A 21369-nucleotide genomic window follows, 5' to 3' on the forward strand; every position below is an offset into this window, starting at 1 on the left:
TTGACTGGTAGCAAGACCCTTAAAGCCCGCTCTCACGAGCGGGCTTTTTTCATGCCTGAAATGTGTTGTGACAGCACATCGACGCACCCATTCAGCGGGCTGGCAGGTGCTTGCCAGCGGATCTGCCGAGCCAGACCGCCATGCTGAGCTAACCGATGGGAGCTAGGCTTATTCCCCTGACCCGCCACACGGCAGCAGCATCTCCACCACTCCCTCTTTCAACAGCATATCGATGTGAAAACCAAGCCGCTTGGCTGAATCGCCATTGCAGCAGGGTGCCCTCTCGCAGTCTCTATTCCCGATGCCAAAGGAACACGACCGTTTAGCATCGGGTAGGGTGAGCGTCTCTATTTTCCTTTGGGAGAGATGCAGTGGAGAAGGGGGGTAATGCACAGTGACTCGCCTCCTATCCGGTCGTTATCACCGGCATTGATAGTCGTTATAGCCTGGGTGAGGGATGACAATCGCTCTGGCCCCCTTAGACTATCCCTTTCCACGGGAGGACGCGTTCATGTTAGGGATCCATGATTTGGCATTGTTTATCGTATCTGGCCTGCTGCTCAATATCATGCCGGGACCTGACTCCTTGCTGGTCATGTTGCGCAGTGGCTCCCAGGGATGGCGAGCAGGCTCGATGGCGGCGCTTGGAATTGGAACTGGCACCATGGTGCACGTATTGGCGGCGGCATTAGGTCTATCGGCCTTGCTGAGTGCCTCTGTCAGCCTGTTCAGCGTCATCAAGCTGCTGGGGGCGCTCTACCTCATTTATCTGGGCATTGGCTTGCTGTGCGCACGACCTGGCGCCCCCTTGGATAACGGAGCGCTCAAGTTGGCTCCTTTGCCTTATAGCCGCCTCTTCTGGCAAGGATTTCTGACCAATCTTCTCAATCCTAAGGTGGCACTGTTCTTTCTGGCGTTCGTGCCGCAGTTCATTGCCCCGGATGCTCCCCAGAAGGCGCTGGCGTTCATCCTGCTCGGTTGCATCTTCAATCTGAACGGGATGATCTGGTGTCATCTACTGGCGCTGTCGACCGCATTTGCCAGCAGCAAGCTGAGGTTATCTGCCAGGTTGAGCCAATGGCTCCATCGGGTGATGGGGGGGCTTTTTGTCGCGCTGGGGATACGGTTGGCGACGGAATAGGAGGGATGGAAGGGTACAGTCGTTTGGTTAAACGGGCGGTCATGTACGCTGTATCACACAGCGCAGATCACTTGTCTGTGCAATAGAAAAGGCGCATTCCATCGCTGGAATGCGCCTTGTCCTGCACAGACATGATCGAAGGATCAGTTCATGCCGTAACGTTTGAGTTTCTTGCGCAGGGTACCGCGGTTGATCCCCATCATCACGGCGGCGCGAGTCTGGTTACCACGGGTGTACTGCATGATCACGTCCAGCATGGGAGCTTCGACTTCGGAGAGGACCATATCATACAGATCAATCACTTCCTGACCGTTCAACTGGGCCAGGTAGTTACGCAGGGCCTGTTGCACAGAGTCACGCAGGGGGCGCTGGGTGGGCTCGGCGGCATGATTGTGAGTAGTTGTTACCAATGCATCAGAAGTCAGGGTTTGTTCGAACATATTCGGTCGGCTCTTTAGTTATGCGTTAACCTAATCCATCGAAATACACTTCAAGTGCGCTTAGCTGTGCATCTGCACAATCCAACGTATTGAAGTGCTTACGGAATTCTCGGCCCGTCTCTTCTTCATCCAGATACCAACCCACGTGTTTACGGGCAATGCGCGCTCCCAGAAAGGCACCGTAAAACTGATGCAGATTGGTTACATGCTCGTTCATCAGGGTGCGAACCTCATCCCTTCCGGGAGGTGGCAGCTTGGTTCCTGTCTCAAGAAAATGACGGATTTCCCGGAAAATCCACGGTCGTCCTTGCGCTGCACGGCCGATCATCACGGCGTCGACGCCGGTATAGTCGAGGACATACCGGGCCTTCTCCGGGCTGTCTATGTCGCCATTGGCGACAACAGGAATCGATACGGCCTGCTTAATCGCCCTGATAGTGTCGTACTCGGCTTCGCCCTTGTAGAGGCAGGAGCGAGTGCGACCATGCACGGCAAGGGCCGCGATACCGCAATCTTCGGCGATTCGGGCGATCTCCTCGCCATTGCGGTTATCCGGATCCCATCCTGTGCGGATCTTCAAGGTGACAGGCACCTCCACTGCATCGACCACGGCCCGGCAGATAGTTCTGACCAGATCGGGTTGGCGCAGCAGGGCGGAACCTGCCAACTTCTTATTCACTTTTTTTGCTGGACACCCCATGTTGATGTCGACGATCTGAGCGCCCTGCTCCACGTTGTAGCGGGCGGCAAACGCCATCATCTCCGGGTCGGCTCCAGCAATCTGGACCGATCGCAGTCCCGCTTCGGCAGAGTGGTCCATCCGCATCCTGGTCTTCTGGGTATCCCAGACGTCCGGATTGGCCAGCAGCATCTCGGAAACGGCCATGCCAGCTCCCAATCGCAAGCAAAGCTCACGAAATGGTCGGTCTGTTACACCGGCCATGGGGGCCACAATCAAGGGAGTTTCAAGCGTGTGGGGACCTATCTGCATTCCACGGTTACCATCGGCTTAGGGCGGCGTATATTACGCATTTTTTAGTCAGGATAAAAGGTTAGTATTTGAGCGTCAGGCATTTTTTTATGAAAAAAACGGCCAGCGAGCCCTTGCAAATTCAGGAGTGCTTGAAAATCGGGCAAATTGTGATGGGGGCTGCCGTCAGCTTGGGTGAAGGGATACAATCGAATTACCCGTGACCAGATCCCCGGGCATTGCGTTATGATAATTGCCCTGCGTTGAGTAAAAACTCCAAACATTTTTATTATAAACAGCACGACCAACAGATTGGGGAAGTATGAGATCACGCGTTATCTGCCAGCTGGCATCCTGCCTGTTATGGCTCATGCTGACGCCGGCCCAGGCGCAGTCACTCAGCTTTAGCCAGGCCTGGAGCACGGTGTTGCAGCAAGACGAGGGGTTGGCCGCAGAGCAAGCCGGTGTCGACCGTGCCAAGCAGCTACAGGAAGCGGCCAAGGCCATGTATCTGCCCAAGGTGGACCTTGGGGCAAGCTACACCCATCTCGACAAACCGGTCGAGCTGGACATGCTGGATCTCAATCCCATTGCCAATCATCCCGAGTTTGGTCAGATCCTGGGGCCCGTCATGCAGGCATTGCAGCTCGGTGCCAGCGATTTTGTCACCCCTCTCACCAAGCAGAACGTGGTGACCAGCTCGGTCAAGATGCTGTGGCCGCTGTTCGTCGGTGGGCGCATCGATGCCGCTCAGGATATCCGCCAGGCTCAGGTGCTGGAGGCTCAGGAGCAACTGGTGCTCAAACAGCAGGCCAGTTTCGAGAGCCTCTCCCAGACTTATTTCGGCGTGGTGCTGGCGGCGCAGGTGGTGCAGACCAAGCAGGAGATCGAGCAGGGATTGGCCCATCACCTCGATCATGCCCGCAAGCTGGAGGCGCAGGGCCAGATAGCCAAGGTGGAGCGGCTCTCGGCTCAGTCGGCCTATGACAGGGCGCGTATCGATACCCAGAAGTATCGCCGTAGCCTGGAGATCGCTGAACTGGCCCTGGCCCGGATGCTCAAACTCAAGGGTGCCGAGCCCGGCAACCCCTTGTTTATCAATGCCAAGATGCCACCGATGGATGCCTTGGTGCAGGAGACCCTGACGGTGCACCCCGGGCTCAAGCTGCTGGCGGCGAAGAAGCAGCAGGCTCAGGGGCTCATCAAGCTGGAGAAGGGCAAGTACGCCCCCGAGCTGTTCCTGTTTGGTAATTACAACCTCTATGAAGATGACTCCATCACCTCCAGCCTGACCCCGGACTGGCTGGTCGGGGTCGGCGTCAGCATGCCGTTGGTGAGCCGGGATGGCCGCTCCGACACCGTGCAGGCGGCCAAGAGTGCCGAGTTGCAGGTCAATCTGCTCCAAGCCAAGACCCGCGAGGATCTGGAGCTGCTGGTCGAGAAGACCTGGCGCGAAGCGGCCCAGGGGATGGAGGAGTATCAGGCCCTCGACTCGACCCAGCAATTGGCACAGGAGAATGTCTCCCTGCGCGACAAGGCATTCGCCCAGGGGCTCTCCACCTCGCTGGATGTGGTGGATGCCCGCAATCAGCTGGCCGGGGTAAAGACTCAGCGCGCCGCAGCGGCTTACCAGTACGTGGTATCGCTGGCGCGGCTGTTGGCGCTCTCCGGCCAGATGAACAGCTTCAATCAATACCAGTATGCCCAGGCCACCGAGGTGCGCTCATGAAGCACCTGCCTTGCAGTGCAGGTGCACCGGCTTGCCGTTTCAATGAGCACCCTCACTCCCTGGAGGCCACGGCGCCAGCCTTGTCCATTGTCCGTTTCTGTGTCGGCCGCACTGGCCCCGTTATCGAGGTATCAGCATGAGTCACTCCCCCATACGGCAGAAGATGCGCCAAGGTCGGCCGTTGTTGCTGCTCCTGGCGTTGGCATTGCTGGTTATCTGGCTTGGCTGGCGCTTCTGGCTGGCGTATCAGCCTGAACCGGTGCGGTTGCAGGGGCAGATAGAAGCGCAGCAGTATGCGGTCTCCTCCAAGGTGGCCGGGCGAATCGATCAGGTGCTGGTGAAAAAGGGGGATAAGCTGGACAAGGATCAGCTGGTGTTCACCCTGGCGAGCCCTGAAATAGAGGCCAAGTTGAGCCAGGCCAAGGCGGGCGAGGCGGCGGCCGGAGCCCTGGCGCAAGAGGCCGAAAATGGCGCTCGCGCCCAGCAGATAGCGGCCGCCAAGGATCAATGGCAGCAAGCCAAGGTGGCGGCCACCCTGCGGGGAACAACCTATCAGCGGGTCGCCAACTTGCACAGGGATGGCGTCATGCCGTTGCAAAAACGCGATGAGGCCTGGACTGCCTGGCAGGCGGCCAAGTACAGCGAAGGCATGGCCTGGCAGCAGTATCAACTAGCCCTGGAAGGGGCGCGAGCCGAAACCAAGCTGGCGGCGCGGGAGAAGGTCAAGATGGCGGCGGGCTCCGTGGCCGAAGTGGAGGCCTATCTGGCCGATACCCGCATCACCAGCCCCCATGCCGGTGAGGTTGCCCAGGTGCTGCTGAAAAGCGGCGAGCTGGCTCCTCAGGGCTTCCCCGTGGTGACCCTACTCGATATGCAGGATGCCTGGGCCCAGTTCCATGTGCGCGAAGATCTGCTGCCCCGCTTCCAGGTCGGCAGCGAGTTCGATGCCAGTATTCCCGGTCTGGGCGATCAGTCGGTACGCTTCAAGGTGACCCATGTCGCCGTGATGGGGGACTTTGCTACCTGGCGTGCGACTGATACCCGTCAGGGGTTTGATATGAAGAGCTTCCAGGTCGAAGCCCGGCCATTGCAGCCCGTGGATGGGCTGAGAGTCGGCATGAGCGTCCTGGTTCAACTCTGATGAGAGAGGAGCTGCGCCAGCTCTGGCGTGATCCGTTTGGCCGTGCATTGGCCAGCTGGCTGCCCCTGCTGCTGATGGGGCTGCTGTGCTGGATTTTTTCCGCCGGTCTGGCACGGGATCTCAACATAGGCCTGGTGGATCTGGACAAGAGTCAGCTTTCCCGCCAGCTCGCCTTCTCTCTGGACGGCTCCTCAGGTCTCAGGCTGGGGGCCGAGTTTGATACTGTCAGCGAGGGCAGCCGCGCCCTGCGTGGGGGGGATATCTACGCCCTGGTGGTGATCCCTCACCATCTGGAGCGGGATGCCCGTGAGGGTATCCAGCCTCAGGTCACAGTGTTCAACAATGGCCAGTTCATCCTGATTGCCAAGCTGGTCAATTCGGCACTGGCCCAGGTAGTTGGCACCCTCAATGGCCAGGTCGGGGTATTGAATGCCCTGGCCGAGGGGCAGGCACTGCCGGGGGCCATGGGCCAGGCGCTGCCCATCAACAATCAGATCACGGCGCTCTATAACCTCAACTCCAGTTATGCCCAGTTCCTGCTCAGCGCCTTGTTGCCCGCGGTCTGGCAGATATTGGTGGTGCTCTATGGCTTGAATTCCCTGGCCCGTGCCGACAGGTTGGGCCAGAGATTGCACGCTGAAGGGGTCTGGCAGGGCCTGTGGCGCAAGCTGGCCCCGAATCTGCTCATCGGGTGGGGCTGGGGGCTGGGATGGAGCCTGATGCTGTTCAAGGTGCTGGCTTATCCCATGCAGGGCAGTTGGCTTGTGTTGACTCTTGGATTGGGTCTCACCACAGCCGCCTGCCTCAGCGTGGGCGCCTTGCTCTATGCCCTGCTAAGGGATGCGGCGAGGGCACTCTCCATGGCGGGGGCCCTGACGGCCCCCGGTTTTGCCTTCATGGGGGTCACCTTTCCGACCAGCGCCATGGGCAGTTTCGCCGAAGGGTGGCGCAGCCTGCTGCCAGTCTCCCACTATATCGAGTTGCAGGTGGGTCAGGCCAACTATGGTCAGTCTCTGGCTCAAGCCTTACCCCAACTGGCGCCGCTGCTCCTGTTCATGCCACTGTTCTGGGTGGTGGCACGCCGCTATCGGACCGACACCCTTTCCCCATCCCCCCATGGGAAGGAGCCTGGTCCATGTTAGGTTTTTGGGATCTGGCTCGTCTCGAGCTGCGTACCCTGCTATCGGACCGGGCCATCATGCTGACCCTGTTTGGCGGCGTGCTCTTCTACTCCTTCCTCTATCCCCAACCCTATTTGCAGCAACTGCCTCGGGAAGAGCCGGTGGTGGTGATCAACGAGGATGGCAGCCAGCTCTCGCGCCAGCTTGAGTTTATGGCCGATGCGACGGCCCAGGTTCGCCTGGTCGCTCGGGTGAGCAGTCTGGATGAGGCGCGTCAGTGGCTCATGGAGGGTCGGGCCAGCGGCATACTGCTGATCCCCCGCCACTTCTATCGGGACCTGTTGCAGGGCAAGAGCGTGACCTTAAGCTATAGCGGTGACGCCTCCTACTTCCTGGTGTACGGCACCATCGCCGAAGGGCTGGCACAGGCGAGCGGCACGCTCGCGGCCCAGATCAAGGTGGCGCGTCTGCTGGTCGAGGGGCAGGCACTGCCCCAGGCGGCCACGGGCTGGAGTGCGGTGGGGCTCAACGTGCTACCCGTATTCAACCCGACCATGGGGTATGTGAACTATGTGGTGCCAGCGGTGTTCGTGCTGATCCTGCATCAGGTGTTGCTGATGGGGGCCGGCATCCTGGGGGCCACCCAGAATCAGCAAAGCGAGCGGGGAGAGGCGGGTTATTGGCAGAGGGCGCCGGTGCTGTCCCTGTTACTGGCGCGGACTCTGGTGCTGGGGGGGCTCTTTCTGATCCCGGTCAGCTACTTCTTCGGTTTCTGTCTGGATCACTACCAGATAACCCGCAGTGCTTCACCGGCGGCGCTCTGGCTATTTGTGCTGCCCTTCGTGCTGGCGACCACCATGCTGGGCGTGCTGTTGGGGGCCCTGTTGTCCAGGCGGGATCTGCCGAGCCAGATAGTGTTGCTCTCATCTCTGCCCCTGGTGTTTCTGGCGGGCTTCATCTGGCCGGTGGAGTTGATCCCGGCACCGCTGAATTGGTTGGCCCAGTGGCTGCCGAGCACCCCGGCCATCGCCGGTTTCCTGCGACTCAACCAGATGGGGGCCGACTTTGTGCAGGTGGCGGCACTGTGGTGGCAGCTCTGGGGGCTGACGGCGCTCTATGGCGCACTCTCCTATTACTGGCTGGCCCGGCGTCAGCGGCCAAGAGCCTGAACGGCAAGGGCCAGCACTGAGGCTGACCCTTGTTGAGTGGTGGGGACAGTCAACCCCGCTGGAGACCGGGGTCGTTGATGGCGTAGATCTGGCCGGCGGCCGTGCTGTCGGCGAGCAGGCTCAGCCCTTGAATGGCGACATCATGGCGTCGTACCAGGCCGTGGGTCTCCTGACCTTGACTCAATCGTGCCTGACCAGTTGGTTCGCCATCCTGCAAGCCAGCAGGGCGCAATATGGTCCAGGTCAGAGCGCTGGTCTGCAACCAGCTTTCGGCCAGACTCTTGAGACGGACCTCGTGGCCGAAAGCCGCCCTGGCGTGCTCGGGGAGATGCTGCCAGCTGTCGCCGCACCCAAGGGAGGTGACCAGCAGCAGACGCTTGAGCCCAGCCTCTTCCATCCCATCGATCAGATGGCGATTGCCCTCATAATCCACCGGCTCCGGGCTGCGAAAGCTGCCGAGGGTTGAGACGACCCAGCTATCCTTCCCCGCCAATGCGCAGGCATGGCTCACCGCCTCTTTATCGAGCGCATCCCCCAACAGCACATCGACCCCGATCGCATTCAACGCCTCGGCCGCTTGGGATGAACGCACCATGGCATGGACCTTATGCCCCTGGGCCCTGGCCACGTTTGCGAAGGCAAGTCCCAGCCCCCGGCTGGCTCCGAAGATAAGAATGGTGGGCATGACCCTCTCCTGTTTGCGAAAAGGTTAGCCTAAGGGTTCATGATGGAGGTGTAAATGAGAGCTGTTATTATTTGAGGGGTGTAGCAGAGCGGGCCACCGGGGCCCGCAGGGTGTTTAGCCGTTGTAGTGGCCGATACTGGGGCGACGGCTCGGACCACTGAGCTGAATATCCACCGGATTGAACGCCTTGATCGCCTCGAAGCTGAAGTCGCCAATGGCCTGATGCAGACTCTGGGGGCTGTGGTTGGTGATGATGATGACGCTCTTGGAGAGGTTGCGGCGCCGGCGCAGCAGGTGGCCGAGGAAGCTGGACTGGCTCTCCGCCATCTTGGCCCTGTTGGCGGCCACCTCGTCGAGGATCAGCAGATCAACTTCTTCCAGGGCACGGCGATACTGGTTGCGCTCCTCCTGATCCTGGATGACGTTGAAGAAGAGCCTGTCCACCACCGAGGCCCACTGCTGGAAGATCACCGATTTCTGGTGCTGCTCGATCAGTTCGTGTGCCACGGCCCCGGCCAGGGTCGACTTGCCGGTGCCATAGTCACCATAGATGAGCATGCAACCGCCACCGCTCTTCTCCCAATGCTCGAAGCCGCTGATGAAGTAGCGTGCGGTCTCCATGGGGTATTGCAGGCTGGGATCCCCGCTATCCATGCGCTCGAAGACCCATTCCGGATTGAGGTCGGCCTGGGCGATCAGTTTCTGAATGCGCTCCTGACGGGCCGTTTTCTGCAGCTGGCGCACCTCGGCATTGGCCTTGGCGTCGTACTCCTTACGCAGGGTTTCGTAGTCGTACTGGCCGCCGCCGGTCTCGGCCTGCAGCTTGCGGATCCGCTCGAGCAGACCGCCCACATGACGGCTCAATTCTGGGTCATGGACTCGGTTGTCCTGTTTGGCCTTGGCGATACGTTGCCGCTTGGCTTCGATCTCGGCCAGCTCCTGGCGCAGGGGATCCTGTTCATCTGCCATCTTGATATGCTCCTGGTGCCGGGGTGGCGATCATTGTTCGGGTTGGGGCTAGCTCAATCATGCTCGCTCTCTTGCTGCTCGGCCAGCCGTTTGGCCTGCTCTATCATCTCCTGGGCGCGTTTGCTCGGGCCGGAAGAGACGGGATCTGCGCTCACCTGCTGGTAGCCTTGTACCTCGGTTTGCGAGCGACGCACATAGCGACGGGTCTTGAGGGCCCGGATGAATTTGAGCATCCACTGGTGCTGGGAGTCAAAAACCTCGGGACGCCCCAGCCAGTAAGCGATGAACTCGCCGAGATCCTCCTCGCTGTAGCTGGCATCTATGACGCCACAGAGGCGCGCCAGCGCGGGCAGCTCCTCGTCCGGACGCCAGTGCAGGTGCATCTGGAAGGGCCGCTCAGGCAAGGGGCTGCGGCTGCGTTGGTTCAGCAGGGGCAGAGTAAAGGTGCACTGGTGATAGTGCTCACTCTCCACCGGGCTCTCAATATGCAGCAAGCCTGCCTCGATCAGCTCGTCAAACAGGGCGGTTAGCTGGCGGGCATTGACCTGATAACTGAAGCCGCTGGCATCCATGGGATCGACCACCGCCAAGGTGCGTCCCAGTTCAGGATAACTGAGCCGGGGGGGCTGGTTCTCCATGATCAGTCGCCGCAACTGCAGACTGTAGAGGCTGCGAGCCGGATGAGACAATCTGGGATGGGCGAGGGCGCTGTATTCGGCTGGAGTCATGGCGTTCTTCGCTAGCTAGGATGGCGCCATTATCCCCCATGGGCTGGCTGGGCACAATTAAGGGCTGATCCTGGGCGCATTCTGATTGGCGGCTGCGAATAACCCGTCTCTAGACAGGGATTAATAATCATGCGTATTTTTGCGGGGTCACCCCGTCCGCGGGGGGCGGCTGTGGTCTAGGATTAGGCTCTAATCGGCATGAACCACAAGAGTTGTAGCAAGATGTTAAGAGCCGGAATCAGGATCCTGGTGGTGGAGGACGAAGCTGTCTTTCGCCACATGTTGGTGAATTATCTAGAGAATGAAGGAGCTTGCGTGTTCCAGGCCGAGGATGGCATCGAGGGATTGTCCGGGGCTGCCCTCTATCATCCCGATATAGTGCTGTGCGATCTGGGCATGCCAAATCTGGATGGTCATGAGGTGATTGCCTGCCTGGTGGCGCGTTATCCCCAGATCCCCATCATCGTCATCTCGGGCCAGAACCGGATGGAAGAGGTCGGCCGTGCCCTGCGCGGTGGCGCCCGGGATTTTCTGCTCAAGCCCATTCGTGACTGGCCCCAGGTGGCGCAGAGCATCAATCAGTGCCTGTCGGCCCCAGATCTCTCCAGCCCGCAGCTGGAATTGGTCGAACACCTCCATTACTTTCGCCACCATGACGGCGCGGCAACCCGCTTGCTTGGCAATCTGTCGACCCCGGTCTTGCAGGAGTGGGGCCCCTGGCAGGTCACGTTCGAGGGGATGGGCAACCTCTTCATCCCGGATACGTTCAGGGTGGATAACCGTCTCCTGGTGCTGGTGATGGAACTGCCGGTGTTGGCCGCAGATGCCGCCTTCTGCGGCGCCTTGGTGCGCTCACTGCTCAATGTTCCCTATCGCGAGTATCAACAGAGGGAGAGCCAGCTACTGGCTCAGCCCCACCGATTGCTGGCCTATCTCAATTGGCAGTTGATGGAGTCTGGCCTGCATCACTCCTTCTCGATGGCCGCTCTGCTGTTTGACGAAGAAGAGGGCCTCAGCTTTGCCAATGCCGGCATCACTTCCCCCCATTGGCTGATGCGTAGCGGCGGGCTTCCCCTTGGTCTGATGCGGGATGGCCACTACCGGCTTCATAAACGGAGTTGGCACGATCCCTTCGAACTGCAGATCCGCAGTGACACGGGTTGTGCCCTGCATATGCAGGTGCGCCACCACTAGCCTCTCGCCACCCAATCCATAAAAAGAGGGCACCCAATGGGTGCCCTTTTTGTCATGACGGTCGCTATGGGCAATCAGACGGTCGCTGAGTGCAGTTTCTTGTCATCTTGCTCATCAGGTGCCTCGGCATGGCCTTCGGCCCCGTGCATCCAGTAGACCAGGCGGTTAGCCATGGTCAGCAGCAGCAGAGCACTGAGCACGGCGGCGGCGGCGATGCCACCGAAGATGGCAATGGCACCGGACTCGCCCACGAAGGAGCCAATGAAGCCGGCGGCATAGTTGGCCAGGGCAACGAAGCCGAACCAGGCACCCATCATCAGGGAGGCCAGGCGCAGGGGAGCCAGCTTGGTCACCATGGAGAGGCCGATGGGGGAGAGGCAGAGCTCACCCAGGGTGTGGAACAGGTAAGCGCCGACCAGCCAGAACATGGAGGTCTTGACGCTCTGATCGCCACCTTGCTCCAGCACGGCACCGATCATGAACAGGAAACCTATGGCCAGGAACAGCAGGCCCATGGCGAATTTCACCGGGGAGTTTGGCTCTTTCTTGCCAAGCTTGATCCAGATGGCGGCAACCAGGGGGGCCAGGGTGATGATGAAGAAGGGGTTCAGGGACTGGAACCAGGCCGTCGGCACCTCGAAGCTGCCGATCATACGGTCGGTATACTCCTGGGTGTAGAGGTTCATCAGGCCGCCAGCTTGTTCGAAGCCAGCCCAGAAGATGATGGTGAACAGACCCAGAATGAGGATGACCTTGATGCGATCCACTTCCTGCTTGGTCAGGGGAGCCTTCTGGTTTTTGGAGCGCTTGGCGGCAGCCAGCTTGGCCGCAGGAACCCGGCCAATGTCGCCGAGGAAGTTCTGCGCCATGGTCGCTTGCAGCACCAGGGAGAGCAGCATGCCGATGCCGGCGCCGACGAAGGCGGCCTGCCAGCCATAGGCGGTGGCGGCAGCCCCACAGATCACCCCGGCCAGCAGGGAGCCCAGGTTGATACCCATGTAGAAGATGGTGAAGGCACCGTCACGACGGTGATCCCCTTCCTGATAGAGATCGCCCACCATGGTGGAGATGTTCGGTTTGAACAGGCCATTGCCCACGATCAACAGGGCGAGGCCCGCGTAGAAGACGCTATTGACCATGTCCGGGAACATGGCATGGGGCAGGGCCAGGGTGAATTGCCCAGCGGCCATCAGGATGGCACCGATCAGGATGGAGCGGCGTTGTCCGAGTACGGTGTCGGCCAGCCAGCCACCGATGAGCGGCGTGATATAGACCAGACCCGTGTAGATGCCGTAGAGCTTGAGGGCATCGGCCTGACTCCAGCCCATGCCGCCGTTGGTGGTCAGGTCGGTCAGATAGAGCACCAGCACGGCACGCATGCCGTAGTAGGAGAACCGCTCCCACAGTTCGGTACTAAAGAGCAAGAAGAGCCCTTTAGGGTGACCTAAAAAGGTCCCTTTTGACGGATTATTCATGGAACTTCCACCTGTATCTTTTATTTTTTTAGGAATTTTATGCAAGGGCTCGGAACAAGCCTTAAACCTTATAAAACAAGCGTGATTGAATTACAAGGTCATGATTTGGTAGTTAATTGTTTGCTCAAAGCTGAATATTTGTTGATAAAATGAAAATGGGGCATCAAATGATGCCCCGTTTAATATTCTACTTAATGGTGAAAAAATCAGCGTTTACAACTGTTTGGCAAACTGAGCCAGCCACTGTCTGAATTCTGCGCCGAGTTCGCCATGGCGGGCTGCGTACTCGACATTGGCTTTCATATAACCGAGCTTGCTGCCGCAATCATGGCTTCTGCCCTTCATGGAGTAAGCGTTGACCTGCTCGCGCTCCATCAGCATGGCGATGGCGTCGGTCAGCTGGATCTCGTCGCCGGCACCGGCGGGCGTCTTCTCCAGCAGCGGCCAGATGTTGGCCGACAGCACATAACGACCCACCACCGCCAGGTTGGAGGGGGCCTCATCCCGGGGCGGCTTCTCGACGATGGCCTGCATCGGCAGGGACATGCCCGCGGTCAGCTCCTCCCCTTTGACGTCGGCGATGCCGTATTTGTCGACCTCGCTCTGGGGCACGGTCTCGACCATGATCTGGCTGATCTGGTCTGCCTCAAACAGATGCACCATCTCGGCCAGGTTATCTTGCTTGAGATCGCTGGCCATCTCGTCGATCAGCACGTCCGGCAGCAGCACGGCAAAGGGGTTGTCGCCGATCAGCGGACGGGCGCAGAGCACCGCATGGCCCAGCCCTTTGGCTTCTCCCTGGCGGACATGCATGATGGTCACGTCCTTGGGACAGATTTGCTGCACCTCTTCCAGCAGTTGGCGCTTGACCCGCTTCTCCAGGGTCGCTTCCAGCTCGAAACTCTTGTCGAAATGGTTCTCGATAGAGTTCTTGCTGGAGTGGGTGACCAGGATGATCTCCTTGATCCCGGCGGCGATGGCTTCACGCACCACATACTGGATCAGGGGTTTGTCGACCACTGGCAACATCTCTTTCGGGATGGCCTTGGTGGCGGGCAACATGCGGGTACCCAGGCCAGCAACGGGTAGCACGGCCTTGCGAACAACGAGCGGTGTCTTTTTCATGGAGATATATCCGGTGAGACAAAGTGGGCACATGATACCCGAAGAAAAATGGGGCAGCCACTGGCTGCCCCGGGACATGAGTCCGCTCCTGTCTTACTTGACGATGATCAGATCTCGATTGGCCTCCAGCGTCGCCGGGCCAATGCCACTCACGTCGGCCAGCTGATCCACAGAGTTGAATTTCCCCTGCTTCTCGCGGTAGTCGATGATGGATTGCGCCTTCTTGTCGCCAATGCCCTTGAGGGCGGTCAGCTCGTCCAGGCTGGCCGTATTGAGGTTGATCTTGCCCGCCTGGTTGGCGGCGTTGCTGGTGACGGCTTGGGTTGCGGTTTTCTCTGCCGCCAGTGCGGGTTGACCGAGTAACGGCAGGGTGGCCAATAGCACGGCACAGGTGAGTATGAGACGTTTCATCGACTCTCTTCCTTGAGCAAGGACGCGGGTTGCGCCGTCTTGATGTTTAGCTCAGCGGTGGCCGTTTCTGTCTGTCAGAAATGACAGGGGAAGGCTGCCATTTCTGACAGGGAATAACTCATGATAAACGGCTATAAGCTGGCGGTTCTGATTCGGGTAGACTGAGCTATCTTTTTGACTTGGAAGCTATTTTATGTCCTTTCCCCCAATTGCCGCACTCGAAGCCATCGCCCGGGCCGCAGGCGATGCCATACTGGCCATCTACCAGCAAGCCTTCACCGTGGAGTACAAAGCCGACGAGAGCCCGCTGACGGCGGCAGACAGGGGGGCCCATGACGTGATAGTGGCCGGTTTGGCGCGTCTGACTCCCCATATCCCCGTGTTGTCCGAGGAGTCCGGGGAGGAGGTGTTGCAGGCCAGGCTAGGTTGGCAACGCTATTGGCTGGTGGATCCCCTGGATGGCACCAAGGAGTTTGTCTCCCGCAACGGTGAATTTACCGTCAACATAGCGCTTGTCGAAGAGGGCCGTCCGGTCTGGGGCATGGTCTATGCTCCCGTGCTGGACAAGCTGTGGTATGGCGGCAAGGGACTGGGGGCATGTTGCAGCGAGGGGGGCGTCAGTCGCTCTATCCAGACCCGGCTTCACCAGGAGGGAACCCCCTGGCGCGTGGTGGGCAGTCGCAATCATCTCTCTCAGGAGACCCTCGATTTTCTGGCCCCCCTTGGGGAGATAGCGTTGGTTTCCATGGGCAGCTCCCTCAAGTTTTGCGTCATCGCCGAGGGCGGAGCCGAGCTCTACCCCAGACTGGCGCCGACCTGCGAATGGGACACCGGCGCCGCTCAGGCGGTCCTGGAAGGGGCGGGAGGCAGTGTCACCCAGCTCGATGGCACCCCCCTCGTATACAACAAGCCGGATATCCTCAATCCCTGGTTTGTGGCGCGAGCCTGAGGCACCGTTCTGGCAAGCAGTGAATGGGCGGGGGATGTCTGGCTGCCAGCCTTCCCTCAAAAAAACAGGCCGGACAATGTCCGGCCTGTTGGTTGGTGCTGAGCTGCCCGTGTTCCCTTAGAACACCTTCTTGAATGGCTTGATGGTGACCTTGTCATAGACGCCGGCGGCGACATAGGGGTCAGCATCTGCCCATGCCCGGGCATCGGCCAGGCTGTTGAACTCGGCGATGACGGTCGAGCCGCTGAAGCCCGCATCGGCCGGATCCTCGGCATCGATGGCGGGATTGGGCCCCGCAGTCAGCAGGCGCCCTTCATCCTGCAGCGCCTGCAGCCGGGCGAGGTGGGCGGGGCGAGCCTGTTTGCGCAGGGCCAGGCTGGCGGCCACATCTTCGGAGTAGATCAGATACCACATGAGAGGATCCTTTTCGGGTTGCGGTTATTTTTTCTGTTCGAGTTTTTGGGCCTCTTTCTGCTCCGCCGGCATATGGCGGTAGAGATAGACGCCGGAGAGCAGGGTGAAGACCAGGGTCAGGCCGAGCAGGCCGAACACCTTGAAGTTGACCCAGACCTCCTGAGGCAGATTGAAGGCGACATAGAGATTGAGCAGGCCGCAGAGGGCGAAGAAACCGGCCCAGGCCAGGTTGACCCTGTCCCAAATGGGATCCGGTGCCTGCAACTCCTTGCCCAGCATCTGCTTGATCAGGTTCTTGCCAAAGCCGTAGCGCGCGATAAGCAGGGCGAGGGCAAACAGGGCATTGATGACGGTCACCTTCCACTTGATGAAGGAGTCATCATGGAAGAAGACGGTCAGACCGCCGAAGAAACCGACCAGGATAAAGGTGAACAGCTGCATCTTCTCGACCTTGCGATAGCGAAGCCAGCCATAGAGCAGCTGCAGACCCGTGACCACCACCAGGGCGCCGGTTGCGGCATAGATGTCCACCATCTTGTAGACGGCAAAGAAAACGATAAGCGGAATAAATTCAAAAAATTGCTTCATGCTGGCTCATTCACCTCGAAATTTCATCCAGTCTACCTGTCCGACAGACAACGGCAAATGAATAAGACCCGCCCCGGGGGCCTGAGTTCCCTTGCTTATGCATCGACGAACAGCTCGGCGGCGACCCTCAACCCTAATCGGGTCTGATCTGCCAGCAAGTCGCGGATGTCAGACTCCTCAATCTGAGGATTGAGCAGCACGGCGCGCAGCAGTACCAGGGGTTGATCGTCGTAGCGGCTCAGTGCGCGCTGGGTGCGGGAGACGAAGCTGTGCCCCTCGGCGCGCTGGGCTTTTTGCAGCGCAATGTTGAAGGCATTGATCTGGTCGTTGGCCGCCTCGTCCAGGGGCTGACCCTGCAGGTGGGGCGGGATGCAGCGATAGGAGAGCAGGTTCATCACCGGCGCAGACATCAGCTCGAAGGCAGGATCCGCGTCTATCAGCGCCGCCATGCAGCGCGCCTTGTCATAGTTGGCTTCGATGAGGGTGCGATAGCCCGCCTCACCGAGCAGTTGAAAGGCGGCATCCAGATAGAGGGCATTGGCGGGACGGGTGCCTTCCAGGGTGAAGCGGCCCTGATCGAAGGAGCTGGCACGAATGGCGTAGGGGGCTTCGCGCTTGACCGCCATCACCAGATCCGGTCGCTTGCAGAGCAGCATGCCGGTACCAAGGGGGATCAGCAGCTGCTTGTGGCCATCCAGGGTGACGGTATCGGCGGCCTCTATGCCCGCCAGTAGTGACCGATAGCGAGGAGAGAAGAGTGTCGGACCGCCCCAGGCGGCATCCACGTGGAAATGCACCCCTTCCCGGCGGGCGATGGCGGCGAGTTCAACCAGGGGGTCGACGGAGCCAAAGTCGGTACTGCCCGCCACCCCTATGATGGCGAGCACCTTGAGGCGCTGGGCCTTGCACGCGAGCAAGGCGGCCTCCAGGGCGGGCAGGCTGAGGCGATTGTCGGCATCCGTGTCCAGGCGATGCACACTGGCCGCGCCCAGCCCCAGCAAGTCCATCCCCTTGTCGAAGGAGTAGTGCATCAGGCGTGAGCCGAGGATGACGGCTCCGCGGTAACCCTGCTCGACCAGATTGAAGAGGTTATCGCCCACCGCATGGTTGCGGGCCAGCCAGAGGGCGGTGACGTTGGCGATGGTGCCGCCGCTGGTCATGACACCGAGGGCTGCGTCTTTGGCATGCATCTGGCTGCGATAAAACGCATCCTCATCCCGGTAGACGAGGCGGTGCAGCTTGGCCAGGACTTCCCGCTCGAGGAAACTCAGCAGGCGGGAGGACTCCATCTTCATCGGATTCTGGTTGAGCATCACCAGCAGCCGGGCCAGCTCGCCGGTGAAGGCGGGCAGAGGGGCCGTCATGTGGCCCATGTAGTGACGGGAGGCGAGATGGGAAGCGCCAGGCACCAGTTGTTCGAGCCGTGCCAGATAGGCCTGGGTATCCATGCCCTCGCCGGGCACAGTGGCATCATCGAGTTGCTGGCAAAACTGCTCATGCCGATAGGGCGCCTCGCTGTCATCGGCGCGGTGAAAGCGCTCCAGCAGGCGGGTCACGGCAGCGGCCAAGGCCGGGTCCGGTTTGGCAAAGAGTTCGGTCAACGTCATCGGGGTCTCCAGACCAGGCCGGCGGACCACGCCATCCGGGCGCATGGGCCAAGGGGTCGCGGCGGCATCAATACGGGTCATCACCAGAACCACTCAGGGGCAATGGGCTGGCGGCAGAGGATACACCAAAGGGGCGCGGCTGGCAGCCACTCCCTTTTTTCAGCTAACACTTGTACTCTTAAATCCTCTTGGGCTAGAGTGAAGCCTCTAATCATTGGTATCGAGAGTGGGTGCGATGGACTATTCCCCCCGTGAAGAGTGGGCGAATCGCTGGAGTCATGGCCTGGGGTTGGGGCTGGGGATAGTGGGCGGGATCTGCCTGTTGCTCAAGGGGTGGGATCAAGGGCCCCTGGCCCGGCTCAGTTATGGCCTCTACAGCGCCAGCCTGATATTGCTATTCCTCGCCTCCACCCTCTATCACAGCATGGAGGAGGGGCCCTGGCGGCGTTGGTGCAAGATCTTCGATCACTGCGCCATCTATCTGCTGATCGCCGGCACCTATACTCCCTTCCTGCTGGTCGCGCTCGATAGCCCTCTCGCCGATTGGCTGATGGCGGTGATCTGGCTGCTGGCTCTGTTTGGGGTGGTGTTCAAACTTATTTTCATCAATCGTTTCAAACGACTGTCCCTTGTCACCTATCTGATCCTGGGCTGGCTCTCCCTGCTGGTGGTCTACCAGCTCTACCTCAATCTGGCCGTTGGCGGCTTGGCATTGCTGGCGCTGGGTGGCCTCATCTACAGCCTGGGCGTCATCTTCTACGCCAACAAGCGGATCCCCTACAACCATGCCATCTGGCACCTGTTTGTACTGGGGGGGAGCCTGTGCCACTTCGGGGCCATTTATGGCTACGTGGCCTCTCTACCCTGAGGCGATAGCGCGAGCACCATATCACGGGCATTAAATCTAACCCTTAATTGGTAATTTCTGCTCCGGGTTACGCCAGAATCGTGCGCCGCCACACAGTCATCCCCCTCCTTTGCTGACAAGCTAGGCCGAGTCAAATTCGGAACAAGGATGGCGGAAAATGAGTGAGATCGCGCTTTCTATCAGCATGCTATCCCTGGTGGCGGTGCTCGGGCTCTGGCTGGGCAACTGGAAGATCCACGGGGTGGGATTAGGGATAGGGGGGGTGCTGTTTGGCGGCATACTGGTCGGCCACTTCGCCGGTATTTTGCAGGTGAGCTTCGATGACCACACCCTGCATTTCATCCAGGAGTTCGGACTGATCCTGTTTGTCTACACCATCGGCATCCAGGTCGGTCCCGGGTTCTTCTCCTCCCTGCGCAGTTCCGGGCTCAAGCTCAATGGTTTTGCCGCTCTGCTGGTGGTGCTCGGCTGCGTGGTGGCGCTGGGACTTCACAAGCTGTTTGACGTGCCGCTGCCGGTGATCCTCGGGGTCTTCTCCGGGGCCGTGACCAATACCCCTTCCCTGGGGGCGGGTCAGCAGATCCTGGCAGAGCTGGGCGCCGCTCCCGGCTCCACGGCGCTGATGGGGATGGGCTATGCGGTGGCCTACCCGTTCGGGATCTGCGGCATACTGCTGACCATGTGGTTGGTGCGCGTATTTTTTCACATCAAGATCGAGGATGAAGCCGTTCGTTTCGAGCAAGAATCCGGCACAGTCCGCGAGAGTCTGCAGACCATCAATATCGCGGTACGCAACCCCAACATGCACGGAATCATGCTCAAGGAGATCCCCAGTCTGGATGAGACGGATGTGATCTGTTCACGTCTGAAGCGGGGCGATGAGCTGATGGTGCCGCGCCCGGATACCCGCATCCAGACCGGGGATCTGCTGCATCTGGTCGGAGAGCGTCATGCCCTGCGCAAGGTATTGCTGGTATTGGGGGAGGAGGTCGATACCTCCCTCTCGACCCGGGGTACCGAATTACGGGTCGAGCGGGTGGTGGTGACCAACGAGCAGGTGCTCGGCAAGAAGATCCGCGATCTCGACATCAAGCAGAAATACGATGTGGTCATCTCGCGCCTCAACCGGGCCGGGATCGAGCTGGTGCCGACCAGCCAGACCAGCCTGCAATTTGGTGACATCCTTAACCTGGTCGGCCGGCTAGATGCCATAGAAGCCGTGACCTGCGTCGTGGGCAACGTGCAGCAAAAACTGCAACAGGTGCAGATGCTGCCGGTATTCATCGGCATCGGGCTCGGGGTGTTGCTTGGTTCAATTCCCTTCTATCTGCCCGGTTTCCCGGCGGCGCTCAAGTTGGGCCTGGCTGGTGGCCCGCTGGTGGTGGCCCTGATCCTCGCCCGGATCGGCAGCATAGGTAAGCTCTATTGGTTTATGCCTCCCAGCGCCAACCTTGCCCTGCGGGAGATAGGCATAGTGCTGTTTCTGGCCGTGGTCGGGTTCAAATCCGGTGCGGGTTTTGTTGATACCCTGCTTCACGGTGATGGCCCTGCCTGGGTGCTCTATGGCATGGCGCTGACCCTGATCCCTCTGCTGGTCGTTGGTGTACTGGCGCGTCACTATGGCAAGCTCAACTACCTGACCCTGTGCGGTTTGCTGGCGGGTTCGATGACGGATCCTCCGGCCCTGGCTTTTGCCAACGCCATGCACAGCAGCAGTGGTGCCAGTGCGCTTGCCTACGCGACGGTTTATCCCCTGGTGATGTTCCTGCGCATCATCTCGCCGCAACTGTTGGCCATACTGCTCTGGGCCGGCATCTGACGTGTCAATTGGCATCACGGCGTGATGCCAATTGACCCATTTCAACCAATTGAAATGAATAGTTTTTTATCAGTAAGCACAACAGATGCCAACCCTCCGGTTTCTAAGCCTGTTTCCCCTCAAAAAGCCCTCATTCGTTCTAAATTCCTCACTGGTTGCTAGTGACTCATTCGAATAAAGTGGATGCTGGAAAATTGTATGCCCGTCATCGGGAATTACTCATCAGGAGAGAGCATGAGCGCCAATACCATCACCTTGGAACAGGACATAGTCGTGACCCATTTGACCCAGCCGGTATACCTGGTCGGTGAGGATGGCAGCCTGCGTCAGTTGGCCGAAGGGGATGCCGTCGCCAAAGGCGCACAGTTGCTCTCTCCTGAGGGGGGCACCCTTGGCGCCGGTACATTGCAGATCTCGCTGCCAGTGGCCGACCTCCATCCTGATGAGCTGGATCCCGCTGGTGACGGTGCACTGTTGGCCCTCAACCAGGGAGAGGGTGAACCCTCGGCCACGGGGGCTGTCAGCGATGACATTGCAGCCTTGCAGGCTGCCATTCTTGACGGCGTGGATCCGACCAAGGCATTCGAAGCGTCAGCAGCGGGGGGGGCCCCGGCGGCGGGTGGCGGTGTGGCGGGAGGAAGCGGCAACGGGGGCTTTATCGTGGTTGATCGCAGCGCCGATTCGACCCTGGCTCAGGGTGGTTTCGATACGGACGAACCAGCCAGCGCCATTGTGCGGCGAGAGGATCTTCCTGCCGCAGCAGATGAACTGCTGCTGGATGCGACAGCACCGCAGATCTCGGTCTCGGCTCCCGACAATATCAAGG

The 21369-nt window shown here is 59.8% G+C and carries 21 protein-coding genes; 10 read left to right on the top strand and 11 right to left on the bottom strand.

The genetic code is table 11. The features are described 5' to 3' along the window. Positions 1-511 precede the first annotated feature (511 nt). Complete coding sequence (locus BN1130_RS07705; protein WP_042041272.1) at positions 512-1141, top strand: LysE family translocator; 630 nt, start codon at positions 512-514, stop codon at positions 1139-1141. Positions 1142-1284: 143 nt separating this feature from the next. On the opposite strand, the gene fis is transcribed toward BN1130_RS07705, so the two are convergent. Then, entirely contained in the window at positions 1285-1581 is a 297-nt protein-coding gene (fis, locus tag BN1130_RS07710) for a DNA-binding transcriptional regulator Fis (RefSeq protein ID WP_005309538.1), read from the bottom strand. A 25-nt stretch (positions 1582-1606) separates the two neighbouring features. Next, the gene (dusB, locus tag BN1130_RS07715) at positions 1607-2572 is read right to left on the bottom strand and encodes a tRNA dihydrouridine synthase DusB (RefSeq protein WP_042041251.1); all 966 of its coding nucleotides are present in this window, start codon (positions 2570-2572) and stop codon (positions 1607-1609) included. Between the two features lie 349 nt (positions 2573-2921). On the opposite strand from dusB, the gene BN1130_RS07720 reads away from it, so the two are divergent. From BN1130_RS07720 to BN1130_RS07735, 4 genes are all read left to right on the top strand, one after another. After that, on the top strand, positions 2922-4280 hold the full coding sequence (locus BN1130_RS07720) for a TolC family protein (protein ID WP_157013950.1): 1359 nt from the start codon (positions 2922-2924) through the stop codon (positions 4278-4280). A 136-nt stretch (positions 4281-4416) separates the two neighbouring features. Then, the gene (locus tag BN1130_RS07725; RefSeq protein ID WP_084218164.1) at positions 4417-5421 is read left to right on the top strand and encodes an HlyD family secretion protein; all 1005 of its coding nucleotides are present in this window, start codon (positions 4417-4419) and stop codon (positions 5419-5421) included. Next, on the top strand, positions 5421-6563 hold the full coding sequence (locus BN1130_RS07730) for an ABC transporter permease (protein WP_042041254.1): 1143 nt from the start codon (positions 5421-5423) through the stop codon (positions 6561-6563). The genes BN1130_RS07725 and BN1130_RS07730 overlap by 1 nt, the downstream gene beginning before the upstream one ends. After that, positions 6557-7711, top strand: coding sequence for an ABC transporter permease (locus tag BN1130_RS07735; RefSeq protein WP_042041256.1), 1155 nt, complete (start codon positions 6557-6559; stop codon positions 7709-7711). Before BN1130_RS07730 ends, BN1130_RS07735 begins: the two co-directional genes overlap by 7 nt. Positions 7712-7760: 49 nt before the next feature. Here the strand turns inward: BN1130_RS07735 and BN1130_RS07740 are convergent, their stop codons facing one another. The 3 genes from BN1130_RS07740 to BN1130_RS07750 form a co-directional block, all read right to left on the bottom strand. Then, on the bottom strand, positions 7761-8396 hold the full coding sequence (locus BN1130_RS07740; protein WP_042041257.1) for an SDR family oxidoreductase: 636 nt from the start codon (positions 8394-8396) through the stop codon (positions 7761-7763). A gap of 114 nt (positions 8397-8510) precedes the next feature. Next, positions 8511-9365: a DnaA ATPase domain-containing protein gene (locus tag BN1130_RS07745; RefSeq protein WP_042041258.1), complete on the bottom strand. Its 855-nt coding sequence runs from the start codon at positions 9363-9365 to the stop codon at positions 8511-8513. Between the two features lie 53 nt (positions 9366-9418). Further along, positions 9419-10093, bottom strand: a complete 675-nt coding sequence (locus BN1130_RS07750) for a DnaT-like ssDNA-binding domain-containing protein (protein WP_042041259.1) — start codon at positions 10091-10093, stop codon at positions 9419-9421. 222 nt (positions 10094-10315) lie between these two features. On the opposite strand from BN1130_RS07750, the gene BN1130_RS07755 reads away from it, so the two are divergent. Continuing rightward, positions 10316-11287: a response regulator gene (locus BN1130_RS07755; protein ID WP_042041273.1), complete on the top strand. Its 972-nt coding sequence runs from the start codon at positions 10316-10318 to the stop codon at positions 11285-11287. 74 nt (positions 11288-11361) lie between these two features. Here BN1130_RS07755 and BN1130_RS07760 read toward each other — a convergent pair whose 3' ends face one another. The 3 genes from BN1130_RS07760 to BN1130_RS07770 all read right to left on the bottom strand — a co-directional run bounded on the left by BN1130_RS07760 (position 11362) and on the right by BN1130_RS07770 (position 14298). Beyond that, on the bottom strand, positions 11362-12762 hold the full coding sequence (locus BN1130_RS07760) for a peptide MFS transporter (protein ID WP_042041260.1): 1401 nt from the start codon (positions 12760-12762) through the stop codon (positions 11362-11364). A 213-nt stretch (positions 12763-12975) separates the two neighbouring features. Further along, positions 12976-13887, bottom strand: coding sequence for a UTP--glucose-1-phosphate uridylyltransferase GalU (galU, locus tag BN1130_RS07765; RefSeq protein ID WP_042041261.1), 912 nt, complete (start codon positions 13885-13887; stop codon positions 12976-12978). A 93-nt stretch (positions 13888-13980) separates the two neighbouring features. Then, entirely contained in the window at positions 13981-14298 is a 318-nt protein-coding gene (locus BN1130_RS07770; protein ID WP_042041264.1) for a ComEA family DNA-binding protein, read from the bottom strand. A 193-nt stretch (positions 14299-14491) separates the two neighbouring features. Here BN1130_RS07770 and cysQ point away from each other — a divergent pair, with 193 nt between their 5' ends. Next, positions 14492-15247 (top strand): 3'(2'),5'-bisphosphate nucleotidase CysQ, encoded by a 756-nt coding sequence (gene cysQ, locus BN1130_RS07775; protein WP_042041265.1) that lies wholly within the window; start codon positions 14492-14494, stop codon positions 15245-15247. Between the two features lie 117 nt (positions 15248-15364). Here cysQ and BN1130_RS07780 read toward each other — a convergent pair whose 3' ends face one another. The 3 genes from BN1130_RS07780 to BN1130_RS07790 all read right to left on the bottom strand — a co-directional run bounded on the left by BN1130_RS07780 (position 15365) and on the right by BN1130_RS07790 (position 17856). After that, positions 15365-15661 (bottom strand): YciI family protein, encoded by a 297-nt coding sequence (locus tag BN1130_RS07780; RefSeq protein WP_042041266.1) that lies wholly within the window; start codon positions 15659-15661, stop codon positions 15365-15367. 24 nt (positions 15662-15685) lie between these two features. Beyond that, entirely contained in the window at positions 15686-16249 is a 564-nt protein-coding gene (locus tag BN1130_RS07785) for a septation protein A (RefSeq protein WP_042041268.1), read from the bottom strand. A gap of 95 nt (positions 16250-16344) precedes the next feature. Continuing rightward, on the bottom strand, positions 16345-17856 hold the full coding sequence (locus BN1130_RS07790; RefSeq protein WP_042041274.1) for an aminotransferase class V-fold PLP-dependent enzyme: 1512 nt from the start codon (positions 17854-17856) through the stop codon (positions 16345-16347). A gap of 235 nt (positions 17857-18091) precedes the next feature. On the opposite strand from BN1130_RS07790, the gene trhA reads away from it, so the two are divergent. The 3 genes from trhA to BN1130_RS07805 all read left to right on the top strand — a co-directional run. Continuing rightward, entirely contained in the window at positions 18092-18724 is a 633-nt protein-coding gene (gene trhA / locus BN1130_RS07795; RefSeq protein WP_042041269.1) for a PAQR family membrane homeostasis protein TrhA, read from the top strand. A gap of 157 nt (positions 18725-18881) precedes the next feature. Further along, positions 18882-20543, top strand: coding sequence for a putative transporter (locus BN1130_RS07800; RefSeq protein WP_042041271.1), 1662 nt, complete (start codon positions 18882-18884; stop codon positions 20541-20543). A gap of 234 nt (positions 20544-20777) precedes the next feature. Beyond that, on the top strand, positions 20778-21369 hold a 592-nt coding region (locus BN1130_RS07805), incomplete at its 3' end, for a retention module-containing protein (RefSeq protein WP_198135247.1).

This window comes from Aeromonas rivuli, from assembly GCF_000820045.1.
GTDB classification, from domain to species: Bacteria; Pseudomonadota; Gammaproteobacteria; order Enterobacterales; family Aeromonadaceae; genus Aeromonas; species Aeromonas rivuli.

What these genes read in the sequence shown, in the direction of transcription:
- galU (WP_042041261.1), bottom strand. Translation starts at nt 13,887, where the DNA reads ATGAAAAAGACACCGCTCGTTGTTCGCAAGGCCGTGCTACCCGTTGCT.
- BN1130_RS07705 (WP_042041272.1), top strand. Translation starts at nt 512, where the DNA reads ATGTTAGGGATCCATGATTTGGCATTGTTTATCGTATCTGGCCTGCTG.
- BN1130_RS07740 (WP_042041257.1), bottom strand. Translation starts at nt 8,396, where the DNA reads ATGCCCACCATTCTTATCTTCGGAGCCAGCCGGGGGCTGGGACTTGCC.
- BN1130_RS07755 (WP_042041273.1), top strand. Translation starts at nt 10,316, where the DNA reads ATGTTAAGAGCCGGAATCAGGATCCTGGTGGTGGAGGACGAAGCTGTC.
- BN1130_RS07745 (WP_042041258.1), bottom strand. Translation starts at nt 9,365, where the DNA reads ATGGCAGATGAACAGGATCCCCTGCGCCAGGAGCTGGCCGAGATCGAA.
- BN1130_RS07790 (WP_042041274.1), bottom strand. Translation starts at nt 17,856, where the DNA reads ATGACGTTGACCGAACTCTTTGCCAAACCGGACCCGGCCTTGGCCGCT.
- BN1130_RS07770 (WP_042041264.1), bottom strand. Translation starts at nt 14,298, where the DNA reads ATGAAACGTCTCATACTCACCTGTGCCGTGCTATTGGCCACCCTGCCG.
- BN1130_RS07785 (WP_042041268.1), bottom strand. Translation starts at nt 16,249, where the DNA reads ATGAAGCAATTTTTTGAATTTATTCCGCTTATCGTTTTCTTTGCCGTC.
- BN1130_RS07780 (WP_042041266.1), bottom strand. Translation starts at nt 15,661, where the DNA reads ATGTGGTATCTGATCTACTCCGAAGATGTGGCCGCCAGCCTGGCCCTG.
- fis (WP_005309538.1), bottom strand. Translation starts at nt 1,581, where the DNA reads ATGTTCGAACAAACCCTGACTTCTGATGCATTGGTAACAACTACTCAC.
- BN1130_RS07725 (WP_084218164.1), top strand. Translation starts at nt 4,417, where the DNA reads ATGAGTCACTCCCCCATACGGCAGAAGATGCGCCAAGGTCGGCCGTTG.
- BN1130_RS07750 (WP_042041259.1), bottom strand. Translation starts at nt 10,093, where the DNA reads ATGACTCCAGCCGAATACAGCGCCCTCGCCCATCCCAGATTGTCTCAT.
- trhA (WP_042041269.1), top strand. Translation starts at nt 18,092, where the DNA reads ATGGACTATTCCCCCCGTGAAGAGTGGGCGAATCGCTGGAGTCATGGC.
- BN1130_RS07735 (WP_042041256.1), top strand. Translation starts at nt 6,557, where the DNA reads ATGTTAGGTTTTTGGGATCTGGCTCGTCTCGAGCTGCGTACCCTGCTA.
- dusB (WP_042041251.1), bottom strand. Translation starts at nt 2,572, where the DNA reads ATGCAGATAGGTCCCCACACGCTTGAAACTCCCTTGATTGTGGCCCCC.
- BN1130_RS07720 (WP_157013950.1), top strand. Translation starts at nt 2,922, where the DNA reads ATGCTGACGCCGGCCCAGGCGCAGTCACTCAGCTTTAGCCAGGCCTGG.
- BN1130_RS07730 (WP_042041254.1), top strand. Translation starts at nt 5,421, where the DNA reads ATGAGAGAGGAGCTGCGCCAGCTCTGGCGTGATCCGTTTGGCCGTGCA.
- BN1130_RS07800 (WP_042041271.1), top strand. Translation starts at nt 18,882, where the DNA reads ATGAGTGAGATCGCGCTTTCTATCAGCATGCTATCCCTGGTGGCGGTG.
- cysQ (WP_042041265.1), top strand. Translation starts at nt 14,492, where the DNA reads ATGTCCTTTCCCCCAATTGCCGCACTCGAAGCCATCGCCCGGGCCGCA.
- BN1130_RS07760 (WP_042041260.1), bottom strand. Translation starts at nt 12,762, where the DNA reads ATGAATAATCCGTCAAAAGGGACCTTTTTAGGTCACCCTAAAGGGCTC.